Here is a 14,043-nt window from a genome sequence, read left to right on the forward strand (position 1 = left end):
CCTGAGGCAGGATCCCGGCGTGGGTTACGTGGACGTGGCAGGGGTCGGGCACACCCTGCCCGACGGCCGGGAACTGTTCGCCGACGTGTCGTTCCGGGTCGGCGAGGGCGCCAAGGTGGCACTCGTGGGGCCGAACGGCGCCGGCAAGACCACCCTGCTGCGGATGGTCGCGGGCGACCTGCCGGTGGTGACGGGCACCGTCGCGCGTACCGGCGGGCTCGGCGTCATGCGGCAGTTCATCGGCATGATCGGGGACGAGTCCACCCTCGCCGACCTGGCGCTCTCACTCGCCCCGCCCGCGCTGCGGGCGGCCGGCCGGCGCCTCGCCGAGACCGAGGCCGCCATGCGGGCGGCCGAGGTGCGCGGCAAGTACAGCACCGCCGCGAGCAAGGCGCAGCTGGCGTACGCGGACGCGCTCGCCGCCTGGGGCGAGGTCGGCGGGTACGACGCCGAGGTGCTCTTCGACACGGTGGCCACCATCGTGCTCGACCTTCCCTGGGACGCCGCCCGCGACCGTCCGGTGCGGACACTGTCCGGCGGCCAGCAGAAGCGCTTCGCCCTGGAACTGCTGCTCCGGGGCCCGGACGAGGTGCTGCTGCTCGACGAGCCGGACAACTTCCTCGACGTGCCGGGCAAGCGCTGGCTGGAGGGGCGGCTGCGCGAGTCGGCCAAGTCGGTGCTGTACGTCTCGCACGACCGGGAACTGCTCGCGCAGACCGCCGACCGGGTGGTCGCCGTGGAGGGCGGCAGCGCCTGGGTGCATCCCGGCGGCTTCGCGAGCTGGCACGAGGCGCGGGTGGCCCGCCACGCCCGTCTCGACGAGCTGCGCCGGCGCTGGGACGAGGAGCACCAGAAGCTGCGCGAGCTGGTGCTCATGTACAAGCAGAAGGCCGCGTACAACGACGGGATGGCGTCGCGCTACCAGGCGGCGCAGACCCGGCTGCGCAAGTTCGAGGAGGCCGGGCCGCCGCCCGTACCCCCGAAGGAGCAGGACATCCGGATGCGCCTGACCGGCGGGCGGACCGGCAAGCGCGCGGTGATCTGCGAACAGCTGGAACTCGACGGCCTGACCTACCCGTTCGACCTGGAGATCTGGTACGGCGACCGGGTGGCCGTGCTCGGCGCGAACGGCACCGGCAAGTCGCACTTCCTGCGGCTGCTGGCGCGCGGCGGCACCGATCCCGACCCGGCCAACGGGCCGGTCGACGGCGGGTCGGCGCTGGCGCCCGTGGCACACGACGGGGTGGCCCGGCTCGGCGCCCGGGTGCGCCCGGGGCACTTCTCGCAGACCCACGACCGGCCGGAGCTGGTGGAGCGGACGCTCGTCGAGATCCTCTGGCGCGGCGACGCGCACCGGGCGGGGATGGACCGGCACGCGGCCATGGCGGCGTTGTCCCGGTACGAACTGGCCGGGCAGGGCGACCAGCGGTTCGGCACCCTCTCCGGCGGGCAGCAGGCGCGGTTCCTGGTGCTGCTGCTGGAACTCTCCGGCGCCACGCTGCTGCTCCTCGACGAGCCCACCGACAACCTCGACCTGGCCAGCGCGGAGGCGCTGGAGGCCGGCCTGAACGCGTTCGAGGGGACGGTCGTCGCCGTGACCCACGACCGGTGGTTCACCCGCACCTTCGACCGGTTCGTGCTGTTCCGGGGCGACGGTGAGGTGGTCGAGACCGCGGAGCCGGTGTGGGACGTGAAGTGAACCCGGCCGAGCTGGCCGAACGGCTCTGCGCGGTCGACGGCGTGGTGGCCGTGGCCCTGGGCGGCAGCCGGGCGCGTGGCACCCACCGGCCGGACTCCGACTGGGATCTCGGCCTCTACTACCGGGGCGAACTCGACGTGGCGGGGCTGCGTGCGGTCGCCGCCACGGTCGCCGACCAGGAGACGGAGCTGACGCCGCCCGGCGGCTGGGGGCCGTGGGTCGACGGCGGCGGCTGGCTGCGGGTCGGCGGGACGGCCGTCGACTGGATCTACCGCGACCTCGACCGGGTACGCCGGATCTGGGCCGACTGCCGCGCCGGCCGGTACGAGGTGGGCGTGCAGGCCGGCCACCCGCTCGGCTTCTACTCCCACGCCTACGCGGGTGAGGTGGCCCTGTGCCACGTGCTGGCCGACCCGACCGGCGAGCTGACGGCGCTGCGGGAGGAGACGTCGGCGTACCCGCCGGCGCTCGGTGCCGCGCTGGTCGCCGGCGGCTGGGAGGCGGGCTTCCTCGTCGAGGCGGCGGCGAAGGGTGCCGCCTCGGGGGACGCCGCCTACGTCGCGGGCTGCCTCTTCCGCGCGGTCGGGGTGCTCGTCCACGCCCTGCACGGGCGGGCCGGGCGGTGGCTGGTCAACGAGAAGGGCATGGTCGAGTCGGCGGGGCGGCTGCCCGGTTCGCCGCCCGGCTTCGCGTCCCGGGCGCAGGCCCTGCTCGCCGCCGTGGGGCGTACGCCGGACGACCTGGCCGCCACGGTCGACGCCGCCCGCCGGCTCTGCGCCGAGGTGCTCGGCTGAGTGGCGGATCACGCGGATGCGCCGGAGGGCGTGGGCATAGGGTTCATCTCGTGACTGAGATGACCTACCGCCGGCTGGGCGACTCCGGGCTCGTGGTGTCCGTGGTCGGCATCGGCTGCAACAACTTCGGCCGCAAGCTCGATTTCGACGGCACCCGGGCCGTGGTGGACGCCGCGCTGGACGTCGGGATCAACTTCTTCGACACGGCGGACATCTACGGCGATCCGCAGGGCAGCTCGGAGCAGATGCTCGGCGAGGCGCTCAAGGGCCGCCGGGACGACGTCGTGGTGGCCACCAAGTTCGGCATGGACATGCACGGCCTCAACGGTCCGGACTTCGGCGCCCGCGGCGCCCGGCGCTACGTCATGCGGGCCGTGGAGGCGTCCCTGCGTCGGCTCGGCACCGATTACATCGACCTGTACCAGATGCACGAGCCCGACCCGGGCACCCCGATCGACGAGACCCTCGCCGCCCTGGACGACCTGGTCCGTTCCGGCAAGGTGCGGTACCTGGGCAACTCGAACTTCTCCGGCTGGCAGATCGCCGACGCCGACTGGGTGGCCTCGTCGAACGGGCGGTCCCGCTTCATCAGCGCCCAGAACCACTACAGCCTGGTGCACCGGGACGTCGAGGCCGAGGTGGTCCCCGCGTGCGAGCGCTTCGGCCTGGGGCTGCTGCCGTTCTTCCCGCTGGCCAACGGACTGCTCACCGGGAAGTACCGGCGGGGCGAGGCGCCGCCCGCGGGGAGCCGGCTCGCCGGCGGCGGCCGGTACGCCGAGCGGCTCGCCGCCGCGAACTGGGACGTGATCGAGGCGATCGGCCGGTACGCGGACGAGCGGGGGCTCAGCATGCTCCAGGTGGCCATCGGCGGGCTCGCCGCCCAGCCGGCGGTCACCTCGGTCATCGCCGGGGCGACCACGCCCGAGCAGGTGCGCGCCAACGCCGAGGCGGGCGCGTGGCAGCCCACCGACGAGGACCTGGACGCGCTGCGCGTGATCCTCTGACCACCCGGGCGGTCGGGGTGAGCGGTCACCCCGACCGCACCGGATCGTCAGCCGGGTCGGCGGCGGACCGACACCAGGGCCAGCGCCACCACCGTGGCGGCGAGCAGCAGACCGACCAGGGCGAGCGGCCACCAGCCGGTGCCCGCCCCGCGCCCGGCGGACCGTCCGTCCGTGGGCGCGGTCACCGCGACGGGTGCGGCGGCCGGTGGGGACTGTGCGGCGCGGGCCTGCACCTGGGCGGTGGCCTCGCCCCGGTGCGGGGCCGGTGCGCTGACCGTCACCTGCCAGCGGCCGGGGGAGAGGACCGGGCCGGTGGCGTAGAAGCCCTGGCCCTCCGCGGCCGGTTCGAGCTGGAGCGGGCCGACCCGCTGCCCGTCCGGCCCGGTGGCGGTGAGGACCAGCCGCACCAGCTTGTCCAGCCGGTGCCCGTCGGCGTACGTGGCCTGCACGGTGACGCCGTCGGCGCCGTCGCCGGCCACGGTGAGCTTGAGCTTGCCGGTGTGGGCCGCGGCCGGGGCCGCGGAGAACAGGACGAGGGCCAGCCCGGCGAGCAGAGCGGCCAGGCCCTTCCGGGTACGCGTCACGGACGCCTCCTCACGGGGTGGTGCGGTCCCGTCCCGGCGCCCCGCGTCGGGACGGGACCGCACCGGTTGTCAGAGCCGGCGACCCGGCGCGAGCCGGGTGGGGTCGCCCCCGAGCCGGCCCGCGCCGGCCACCGGTTCGCCATCGTTGGCCAGTACGCCGGCCTTGCTGGCCGTGCCGCCCAGCCGGACGATCATGGCGTCGGCGTCCCGGACCAGGACGTCCCGGATCTCCGCCTCGGCCACCAGGGTGGCGTCGGCGGCGAGCTCCCGGAAGGCGGTGAGCTGCTTGACCGCCTTGTCGTCGTTGCCGGCCGCCTCGGCCTTGCGCGCCGCGTCGAGCTTCGCCTTCAGCTGCTTGTGCGCGGTGGCCGAGAGCCGTCCCGTCGCCTTGAACCGGTCCAGCAGGTTCTGCATGTCGCGGAACGAGGTGGTGACGAAGAAGCGCACCTCCGCCGTGGTCCGGTTGCCGGCCTTGTCGGTGGCCGTGACGGTCAGCTCGTGCAGGCCGAGCGGCAGCTCGTACATGGCCTGCAACGTGCCGCTGGCGTACGGCCGGCCGTCCAGGTCGCCGACCACCGAGGCGATGCCCGAGGTCGGGTCGACGGCCTGCCACGACACCCGCACGTCCTGGCTGTCGCCGTACAGCTGGCCGTCGGCGAGGCCGGAGACCAGCAGCGTCGGCTTCGTGCCGTCGATGCGCAGCACCGCCGACTTGAGCGTCTCGGCGTTGCCCGCCTTGTCGGTGGCCCGGAACAGCAGCTCGTGCTCGCCGTCCCCGCTCACCTCGACCGGCCCGGCGTACGGCGTCCAGGCGCCGCCGTCGAGCGACCACTCGACCGTCTTCACCCCGGAGGCGGCGTCGGTCGAGGTCAGCACGACCGGGACGGTCCCGTCGTGCCAGCCCTCGTCGTTCGCCGGGGCGAACGTCGCCGTGGTGACCGGCGCCGTGGCATCGATCTTCACGGACACGGTCCGCGTCGGCTCCACGTTGCCCGCCTGGTCGGTCGAGCGGAACCGCAGCTCGTGCTCGCCGTCGCCGCTGACCGGCACCGGCCCGGTGTACGCGGTCCAGGTGTCCGCCCCGTCGAGCTGGTACTCGGTGCCGGCCACGCCGCTGCCGCCGTCCTCGTCGGTGGCGGTGAGGGTGACGGTCACCGGCCCGGTGTGCCACCCCTCGGTCGGGGTGCCCGAGACGCTGGCCTCGGTCACCGGTGCGGTCTTGTCGGCCGCCTCGGTGGTGAGCCGGAAGTAGTCGAACACGGCGGTCTTCGACGCGGTCTGGTTGGCGCCGAGGGTGAACAGACCGACCTTGGGGGTGGCGCCGACCGCGCTGTTGGTGAGCGCCGTCAGCGCCGTCCAGGTCGTCCCGTCCGCCGAGTACGACGCGGTGAACGTGTCACCGCTGCGGGCCAGCCGCAGGTGCCACACCGAGCCGGTCAGGTTCGCGGCCTCGGGTTGCGGGTTCTGCACCGCCCCGCCGATCTCGCTGCGGAACTCGATCCGCCGCGTCACCGGCTGGCCGGGCTGGTTGTCCACGATGTAGTCGAACTTCAGGTAGTTGTCGTCGTCGGCGTGCACCATGAGACCGGCCTGCTGGTACTGCTCGTTCAGTTGGCTGCCGTCGACCTTCGTCTCCAGGGTCCAGTCGCCGGAGGGCGCGGTCTGGAGGATGAAGTTCGCCGGCCCGGAGTTGCCGGAGCCGTAGATGTCGCCGTTCGGCACGTCGATCCGCAGCGCGCCGCCGGTCACCCGGTAGCCCGTCGGGTCCTCGCGGAGGACGGCGTCCCAGCGGCACTTGTCGAGCGTGTCGCCGGTGAACTCGTCCGACGGGTCGACCGGCTCGGCCGGCTCGTCCGGCGACACCTGGAACCAGTCGAACGCCGCCTCGACCACCGGAGCGGCCGTGCCGCCGTTGAGCGCGAACAGCCCGACCCGCGGGTTGGCGATGCCGGCGAGCGCGGCGGCCCGGCCGACCGGGGTGAAGGTCTGCCCGTCGGCCGAGACGGCCGCGGTCAGGTTCGTCCCGTCGCTGGTGACCCGCAGGTAGAGGGTGTCACCGGCCGGGGCGGCGACGCTGTCGGCCGCCTCGTTGCGCGGGGTGCCCGCGGTCTCCCGGATGAACTCGACCCGCCGGCCGCCCGAGTGGAGCAGGTCCAGCTTGGCGTAGTTCTCGTCGTCCCCGTACACCAGCAGGCCGGCCTGCTGGTAGTCGGCCGTCACCGGCAGGGTGACCCGGGTGGTCACCTGCCAGGCCCCGCTCGGCGCGGGCTGGAGCACCAGGTTGGTGGCGTCGTTGCGGCCGCCGTAGAGGTCGCCCACCGCGGTGGGCAGCCGCAGCGCGCCGCCGGAGACCGCGAGCTGCTGGGTCTCGCGGACGACGCTCCAGCGGGCGCGGTCGAGGCTGGTGCCGGTGAAGTCGTCCGAGCGCGCCCCGAAGCAGGACGTGTTCGGGGCCTCCACCCGCACCGGCACGGTGGTGTACGACCGGGCGCCCCGGCTGTCGGTCACCGTGAGCGTCGCCGTGAACGTGCCCGGGCTGGTGTAGGTGTGCTGCGCGTCCAGGGTGTCCGCGCTGCCGCCGTCGCCGAAGTCCCACGCGTACGTCAGCGGGGTGTCCCCCTCGGCGTCGGTGGCCGTGCCGTCGAACGCGACGGTGAGCGGCGCGGTGCCGGTGGTCGGGGTGGCGGTGGCGCTGACCGCCGGCGGTGCGTTCTCGGTGACGCCCCGACCGAGGAAGTCCATCCAGTTGACGTTGAGCAGCGACCCCGCGCCGCCGCCCGGGTCCTTCGCCACGAAGTACAGGGTGCCGGAGGCGGGGCCGGTGACCGGGGCGGTCACGTCCGTGTACGTCTGCCAGGCGCCGGTGCCGGGCACGGTGGCCTGCGCGACCAGCGGCCCGTCGACAGCGCCGGCCCGGACGTCGATGCGGCCGCCGCTGGTGGCCGACGCGACCCGGAACCGGATCGAGGTGATGTTGGTGAGGTCCGCCGGGGTGAGCGACCACCAGTCGCCGTCCTCGATGAAGCCGATGTTCTGGCCGCCGCCGGCGGTGTCGCCGGTGGTCTCGCGCTGCACGCCCGGGTCACCGCCGCCGGTGCTGCCCGGCGCCCGGCCGGTGGCCGTGAAGTACTCGGCCTGCTTGCGCTTGGGCTGGAGCTGCTCGATGGCGCGGCCGGTGAGCGGCCCGGCGCCCTCGGCGCCGCCCAGGTCGGTGTAGGTCGCCTCGAAGACGGCGAAGACGTTCGCCTCGGCGCCGTGGCCGGAGGCCAGCGACGTCTGGACGATGCCCGTGCAGCCGGTGTGCTGCTCCAGCGGGTGGGCGTGCTCGTCGTGGCCGAGCAGCACCTGGAGGCGTACCCGGTCGCAGTCGATCTCGCCGTCCTCTGGATCGGTCACCGTCACCGTGTAGCGGACCTGGTCGCCCCAGTCGAAGAAGCCGCCGTCCGGCGGGAACTCGATTTTCACGGTCGGGGCGGTGTTGCCCACGGTGACCGGCACGTTGGCCACCGCCGTACGCCCCTTCGGGTTGGTGACGGTGAGCTGCGCGGTGTACGTCCCGGCTTCGGCGTACGTGTGCGTCGGGTTCGCCTCCGTGGAGGTCTGCCCGTCGCCGAACGCCCAGGCGTAGGTGAGCGTGCCGCCGTCCGGGTCACGGGAACCGGCGCTGGAGAAGGCGACCGTCAGCGGCGCCGGGCCGGAGGTCGGCTCACCGCTGGCCACCGCGATGGGCGCGCGGTCACCGGCGATGTAGTCGATGCGGTAGACGCCGGAGTTGTCGTTGTTGCCGCCGAAGCCGCTGCCCCACTCGATGAGGTAGAGCGCTCCGTCCGGGCCGAACTCGAAGTCCATCGGCCGGAGCATGGTCATCCCGGTGAGGATCTGGTTGATGTCCACGAGGCTCTTGCCGTCGCCGGTGAGCTGCATCGTGTACATCTTCGACTGGTTCCACTCGCCGAACAGCGCCTTGCCGTCGTAGTACGCCGGCCACTTCCGGTCGGAGTCGAGTTCCGGGTCGTACCGGTAGACCGGGCCGCCCATCGGCGCGCCGCCGCCACCGATCTCCGGGAAGCGGGGGTTGCCGCTGTAGTCGTAGTCGACGGTGGCGGGGATGGCTGGCGGGAGCTGGGTCAGGCCGGTGTTGTTGGGCGAGTCGTTCACGGGCGCCGCGCAGTCGAACTTCGCGCCGCTCGGGCCGGACGGGAACTGGTAGTCGTTGTAGGCGTAGTTCGCCCCGGTGCAGTACGGCCAGCCGTAGTTGCCGGGCGTGGCGACGATGTTCCACTCCACGGTCCCCTCGGGGCCCCGGTTGGGGTTCGCGGCGCTGGCGTCCGGACCGTAGTCGGCGACGTAGAGGGTGTCCGTGGCCGGGTCGATTCCGATCCGGAACGGGTTGCGGAAGCCCATGGCGTAGATCTCCGGCCGGGTCTTCGCGGTGCCCGGGGCGAAGAGGTTGCCCTCCGGCACCGTGTACGTCCCGTCGTCCTCCGGGTGGATCCGCAGCACCTTGCCGCGCAGGTCGTTGGTGTTTCCGGAGGTGCGCTGCGCGTCGTAGTCGGCCCGGCCCGGCCGCTCGTCGATCGGGGTGAACGCGTCCGACTCGAACGGGTTGGTGTTGTCGCCGGTGGCCAGGTAGAGGTTGCCCGCCGAGTCGAAGGCCATGCTCCCGCCGGCGTGGCAGCAGGTGTTGCGCTGCGTGTCGACCCGCAGGACCTGCTTCTCGCTCGCCGGGTCGATGGTGTCACCGGTGACCGTGAAACGGGACAGCAGGTTGCGGGCGATGCCGTCGTTGGGGGCGTAGTAGAGGTAGACCCAGTTGTTCGTGGCGAAGTCCGGGTCGAGCCGGATGCCGATGAGGCCGTCCTCGTTGCCGGTGAAGACGTCCAGGTCGACGGCGGTCACCGTGTTGCCGGTGTCCGGCTTGACGATCTGCACCCGGCCGTCGCGCTCGATGTAGAAGACGCGCCCGTCCGGTGCGACGTCCAGCTCCATCGGGTTGCTGGTGTTGCTGTCGAGGGTGACCTTCTCGAAGCTCGCGGTCAGCGAGGCGCCGCAGTCGGCGTCGGCGACGCCGGCCGCCGTCCGGATGCCGCCGAGCAGGTGGGCCAGGAACTCCGGCTCCGCGTACGACTCCCGGGTGTGCCCGCCGCCGGTGTACCAGGAACGGCCGCCCTCGAAGTCGTGGCACCAGGCGATCGGGTGGTCGGCGCCCATCGCGCCGGCGCCGGGGGAGTAGCTGGTCTCGTCCAGGCTGGCCAGGACGTGGACGTCGGGGCGCGGGTTGGACTGGTAGTTGTACCACTCGTCGAAGCGCGACCAGCGCTCCGGCAGGTGGGCGGTGGCCGGGTGGGCGTGGTCCTCCACCTTGACCGTGGCCTGCTGGTTCGCCGGGTGGCTGGCGAAGTACGCGCCGACCAGGTCGCCGTACCACGCCCAGCTGTACTCGGTGTCCGAGGCCGCGTGGATGCCGACGTAGCCGCCACCGCCCTGGATGTAGCGCTCGAACGCCGCCTGCTGCTCGCCGTCGAGGACGTCGCCGGTGGTCGAGAGCCAGATCACCGCCTGGTACTTCGCGAGGTTGGCGTCGGTGAACGCGCCGCCGTCCTCGGTGGTGTCGACGGTGAAGCCGTGCTCCGCGCCGAGCGCCTGGATCGCCGCGATGCCGGTGGGGATCGAGTCGTGCCGGAACCCGGCGGTCTTCGAGAAGACCAGCACCGAGAAGGGCTCGTCGGCGGCGGGCGCCGCCTGGGGTAGGGCCTGGGTCACCAGGGTCGCCGCTTCTTGCGCGGCTGCCTGCGGTGCCGGGCCGCCGACCGGTGCGGCCTGCGCGGCTGCTGGTGCCGCCTGCGCGGCGGCCGGGGTGCCGAAGAGGGTGGTGGATGCGAGGGCGAGGGAGAGCAGGGTCGCTGTGACGGGTACGCGGGCACGACGAGTTCGGGACACGCCGCCTCCTGTGTCTCAGTGGACAGGGGATCGCGGGGGCCGGCTCGCCGAAGACCGTCCCGGATGGATCGACGCGGGCACCGGGCCATGGCGTCCGCACCGAGCATTTATGTCGATTCGCTGAACAAATTAATGCCGGTAGATGCATGTCCGGCAAGATGCCGCCTGGTAACGGTTTCGCAACAGCGGGCGACAATCCGAACAGGACCACATGAAGCGCCCAGCCCGGGCGCCCGGGGGGAGGTGTCCGCGAGGTCACCTTGGCAGGGCGGCCCGATCTGTCGTACGGTGAGCCCGCAAGTGACCCACGGGAGCCCGGTGTACCGGGCTGAGAGGGGGGCTGGTAGCCCCCGACCGTCGAACCTGATCCGGGTAATGCCGGCGCAGGGAGGAGTGTTGCCGTGCCGTCCCTGGGACGACTGCATCTCATCACCGACACCCGACCCGGGCGCGATCCGCTCGCCGTCGTCCGGGCCGCCCTCCCGGTGGCCCGCGCCGACCTCGTGGTGCAGGTCCGGGTCGAGGACTCCGCGACCGACCGCGAGGCGTACGACCTGGCCCGCCGGGTGGTCGATCTCTGCACGCCGTACGGGGCGACCTGCCTCGTCAACGACCGGTTGCACGTGGCGCTCGCGGTCGGCGCCGCCGGTGGGCACGTCGGCGCCGACGACCTGCCGGTCGACGCCGCACGGCGGGTGCTCGGACCGGCCGCCGTGCTCGGTGCCACGGCCCGGGAACCGGGCGCCGCGGTCGCGGCGGTCGCGGCCGGGGCCGGCTACCTCGGGGTCGGCCCGTGCCGTCCGACGGCCACCAAGGAGGGGCTGCCGCCGCCGATCGGAGTGGCGGGTGTGCGGGCCGTGGCGGAGGCCGTCGACGTGCCGGTGGTCGCCATCGGTGGCGTGACCGCGGCCGACGTGCCGGCGCTGCGGGCGGCCGGCGCGTACGGGGTCGCCGTGGTCGGCGCGCTGTCCACGGCGGCCGACCCGGCCCGTGCCACGGCCGAGCTGATCGAGGCGCTGACGTGCTGAGCGCCCGGCCCCCGTCGACCCCTGGTGGCGGTGCGGGCCGGGCGGACGTGGCGGTGGTCGGGGGCGGGCCCATCGGTCTCGCCGTCGCCTGGCGCTGCGCCGCCCGAGGGCTCCGCGTCACCGTCCACGACCCGGCCCCGGGATCGGGGGCCTCGGCCGTGGCCGCCGGGATGCTCTCCCCGGTCGCCGAGGCGTACTTCGGTGAGCGGGAGCTGACCGCGCTGCTCGTGGAGTCGGCGCGCCGCTGGCCGCCCTTCGCCGCCGAACTGGCCGAGGCGACCGGCGCGGACCTGGGCTACCGCACCGAGGGCACGCTGATGGTCGGCCTGACGGCGGACGACCTGGCCGAGGCGCGGCGGCTCTGGGCGTACCAGGCCGACCTCGGGCTGCCCGTGACCCCGCTGCGCCCCACCGAGCTGCGCGACCGCGAGCCGGCGCTGGCCACCCGGGTGCGGGGCGGCGCGCTCGCCGCCACCGATCACCAGGTCGACCCGCGGCTGCTGGTGCCCGCGCTGCGCACCGCCGCCGAGCGTGCCGGCGCCGTGCTCGTGCCCGGGGCGGTCCGTCGGCTGTCCGACGTGGACGCCGTGGTCACCGTGGTGGCGGCCGGCTGCGGCGCGGCCGCCCTCACCGGGCTGCCGGTCCGTCCCGTGAAGGGGCAGGTGCTCCGGCTCCGCGCGCCCGGCGGGGCGCCGCCGGGCTTCCGGCACGTCGTCCGGGGGTACGCCGACGGCGAGTCCGTCTACCTGGTGCCCCGCGACAGCGGCGAGGTGGTCGTGGGCGCCACGGTCGAGGAGCGCCGGGACACCGACGTGTCCGCCGGGGCGGTGCTCCGCCTGCTGCGCGCCGCCGTCGAACTCGTCCCCGAACTGGCCGAGTACGACCTGGTCGAGACGGCCGCCGGGCTGCGGCCGGGCACACCCGACAACGCGCCGATCCTCGGCCCGCTGCCCGGCCGACCGGGCGTGCTGGCGGCCACCGGGCACCACCGGCACGGCATCGTGCTCACCCCCGTCACCGCCGACCTGATCGCCGACCTCGTGACCACCGGCGTACCGGATCCGCTGCTCGGCCCGTTCCGGCCGGACCGGTTCGAGGCCGGCGACGCCGACGCCCCCGGCCCGACGCCCCCGGCGTCGCAGGGGTCGACACCGAGCAAGGAGGACCCGTGGAACTGACGGTCAACGGCACCGGCCGGACGGTGCCCACCGGAGCGACGGTGGCGGATCTGGTCCGCACGGTCACCGCGCAGCAGCGCGGGCTGGCGGTCGCGGTCAACGGCGAGGTGGTGCCACGGACCGGCTGGCCCGCCACGGTGCTGCACGACGGCGACCGGGTCGAGGTGCTCAGCGCCGCGCAGGGCGGGTGAGCGGCGTGACCTTCCAGCTCGGCGGGGAGACGTTCACCTCGCGGCTCATCCTCGGCACCGGCGGCGCCGCGAACCTCGACGTGCTCGAACGGGCGATCCGCGCGTCCGGCACCGAACTCGTCACCGTGGCGCTGCGCCGGGTGGACACCGCGCCCGGCACCGGCGGCGGGCTGCTGGACCTGCTCGACCGGTGCGGCGTACGGCTGCTACCCAACACGGCGGGCTGCCGGACGGCCGTGGAGGCGGTGAAGGTCGCCCGGCTGGCGCGGGACGCGTTCGACACCGACTGGGTCAAGCTGGAGGTGATCGGCGACGAGCGCACGCTCCTCCCCGACGGCGTGGAACTGCTGCGCGCCGCCGAGGAACTCGTCGCCGACGGGTTCACCGTCCTGCCGTACACCAGTGACGACCCGGTGCTCGCCCGGCGCCTCGCGGACGCCGGCTGTGCCGCCGTGATGCCGGCGGGCGCGCCGATCGGGTCGGGGCTGGGCGTCGGCAACCCGCACCACATCCGGTTGATCCGGCAGTCCGTGGACGTGCCGGTGATCCTGGACGCCGGAATCGGCACCGCCTCGGACGCCGCGCTGGCCATGGAACTCGGCTGTGACGCGGTGCTGCTCGCCAGCGCGGTCACCCGGGCGGCGGACCCGGTCGCCATGGCCACGGCCATGCGGTACGCGGTCGAGGCCGGCCGGCTCGCCGCCGGCGCGGGCCGCATCCCCCGCCGCCACCACGCCCTCGCCTCCACCCCGGACGAGGGAAGGCCGGACCTGTGAGGCCAATGCCGGATCTCGGTACCCGAGCGCCCCGGCAGGAGCGCCTTCGTACCGGGATCGCGACGCGGCCCTCCGGCGTCGTCCTGCTGACCGACCGGCGCGCGGCGCGGAAGCCGCTCCCGCAGGTGGTCGCCGCGGCGGTGGCCGGGGGAGTTCGCTGGGTGGTGCTGCGGGAGAAGGACCTGCCCCGCGCCGAGCGCGCCGCGCTGGCCGCCGACCTTCGCCCGATCCTCGCCGAGGTGGGCGGCACCCTGGTCGTGGCCGGCCCGGACCCGCTCGACGGCGACGCCGTCCACCTGCCCGCCGCCGGCCCCTATCCGCCCCCTCCCCTGGGCCTCGTCGGCCGCTCCTGCCACGACGAGGCGGAATTGGCCCGACTGTCCACCGAGGACTACGTCACGCTCTCGCCCGTCTACCCGACGAGGACGAAGCCCGGCTACGGCCCGCCCCTGCTCCCGCACGGGCTCGCCGCGCTGATCGAGCGAAGCCCGGTCCCGGCCCTCGCCCTCGGCGGGATCGAGACCCCCGACCAGGTGGCGGCCTGCGTCGAGGCCGGCGCCGTCGGGGTGGCGGTGCTGGGGGCGATCATGCGCGCCGACGACCCCACCGAAGCAGCCCACACCCTGACAAGAGCCGCAGACAGGGCCACCCGACGCGAGGCGACCCGACGCGAGGCGACCCGACGCGAGGCGGCCATGCCCCGCGAGGCCATCCGAAGCGGGGCGACCACCGGACCACCGCGAAGCGGGCACGTCCCGACGACGGTCTCCACGACGGGGCTGCGGCCGACCGCGCCCACGGAGGGATCAAGCCTGACCGCCCGGAGTGGGCGCGGTCGGCCGCAGCCCT

General features: G+C 74.3%; 9 protein-coding genes, 1 pseudogene and 1 riboswitch. Of the genes and pseudogenes, 8 read left to right on the forward strand and 2 right to left on the reverse strand.

Going from position 1 to position 14,043, the window contains the following annotated elements:
• Positions 1 to 19 precede the first annotated feature (19 nt).
• Genes OG994_RS28955 through OG994_RS28965 form a run of 3 tightly spaced genes read left to right on the forward strand, consistent with a single transcriptional unit; the run spans position 20 to position 3,497 of the window.
• On the forward strand, positions 20 to 1,699 hold the full coding sequence (locus tag OG994_RS28955; RefSeq protein WP_328851577.1) for an ABC-F family ATP-binding cassette domain-containing protein: 1,680 nt from the start codon (positions 20 to 22) through the stop codon (positions 1,697 to 1,699).
• Complete coding sequence (locus tag OG994_RS28960) at positions 1,684 to 2,493, forward strand: nucleotidyltransferase domain-containing protein (RefSeq protein WP_328851578.1); 810 nt, start codon at positions 1,684 to 1,686, stop codon at positions 2,491 to 2,493. Before OG994_RS28955 ends, OG994_RS28960 begins: the two co-directional genes overlap by 16 nt.
• A 59-nt stretch (positions 2,494 to 2,552) precedes the next feature.
• Complete coding sequence (locus OG994_RS28965; protein WP_328853820.1) at positions 2,553 to 3,497, forward strand: aldo/keto reductase; 945 nt, start codon at positions 2,553 to 2,555, stop codon at positions 3,495 to 3,497.
• Positions 3,498 to 3,544: 47 nt separating this feature from the next.
• Here the strand turns inward: OG994_RS28965 and OG994_RS28970 are convergent, their stop codons facing one another.
• Positions 3,545 to 4,081: a hypothetical protein gene (locus OG994_RS28970; protein ID WP_328851579.1), complete on the reverse strand. Its 537-nt coding sequence runs from the start codon at positions 4,079 to 4,081 to the stop codon at positions 3,545 to 3,547.
• Between the two features lie 69 nt (positions 4,082 to 4,150).
• Positions 4,151 to 10,021, reverse strand: a complete 5,871-nt coding sequence (locus OG994_RS28975) for a ThuA domain-containing protein (RefSeq protein ID WP_328851580.1) — start codon at positions 10,019 to 10,021, stop codon at positions 4,151 to 4,153.
• A 297-nt stretch (positions 10,022 to 10,318) separates the two neighbouring features.
• Positions 10,319 to 10,428, forward strand: a riboswitch (TPP riboswitch).
• Between OG994_RS28975 and thiE the strand changes: the two genes are divergently transcribed.
• The 5 genes and pseudogenes from thiE to OG994_RS29000 form a co-directional block, all read left to right on the forward strand.
• A complete protein-coding gene (thiE, locus tag OG994_RS28980) occupies positions 10,423 to 11,049 on the forward strand; it encodes a thiamine phosphate synthase (protein ID WP_328851581.1) in 627 nt (208 codons plus the stop codon). Its footprint overlaps the riboswitch before it by 6 nt.
• A complete protein-coding gene (gene thiO / locus OG994_RS28985; protein WP_328853821.1) occupies positions 11,046 to 12,227 on the forward strand; it encodes a glycine oxidase ThiO in 1,182 nt (393 codons plus the stop codon). Before thiE ends, thiO begins: the two co-directional genes overlap by 4 nt.
• Positions 12,218 to 12,418, forward strand: a complete 201-nt coding sequence (gene thiS, locus OG994_RS28990) for a sulfur carrier protein ThiS (protein WP_328851582.1) — start codon at positions 12,218 to 12,220, stop codon at positions 12,416 to 12,418. The genes thiO and thiS overlap by 10 nt, the downstream gene beginning before the upstream one ends.
• Entirely contained in the window at positions 12,415 to 13,194 is a 780-nt protein-coding gene (locus tag OG994_RS28995) for a thiazole synthase (RefSeq protein WP_328851583.1), read from the forward strand. Before thiS ends, OG994_RS28995 begins: the two co-directional genes overlap by 4 nt.
• A gap of 5 nt (positions 13,195 to 13,199) precedes the next feature.
• Positions 13,200 to 13,928 (forward strand): annotated as a pseudogene (locus tag OG994_RS29000) (thiamine phosphate synthase); the annotation flags it as partial.
• Positions 13,929 to 14,043 lie beyond the last annotated feature (115 nt).

Source organism: Micromonospora globbae (assembly GCF_036184225.1).
Taxonomy (GTDB): domain Bacteria; phylum Actinomycetota; class Actinomycetes; order Mycobacteriales; family Micromonosporaceae; genus Micromonospora; species Micromonospora globbae.

Excerpts from the sequence above, each read along its gene's own strand:
- OG994_RS28965 (WP_328853820.1), top strand. The coding sequence starts at position 2,553 with ATGACCTACCGCCGGCTGGGCGACTCCGGGCTCGTGGTGTCCGTGGTC.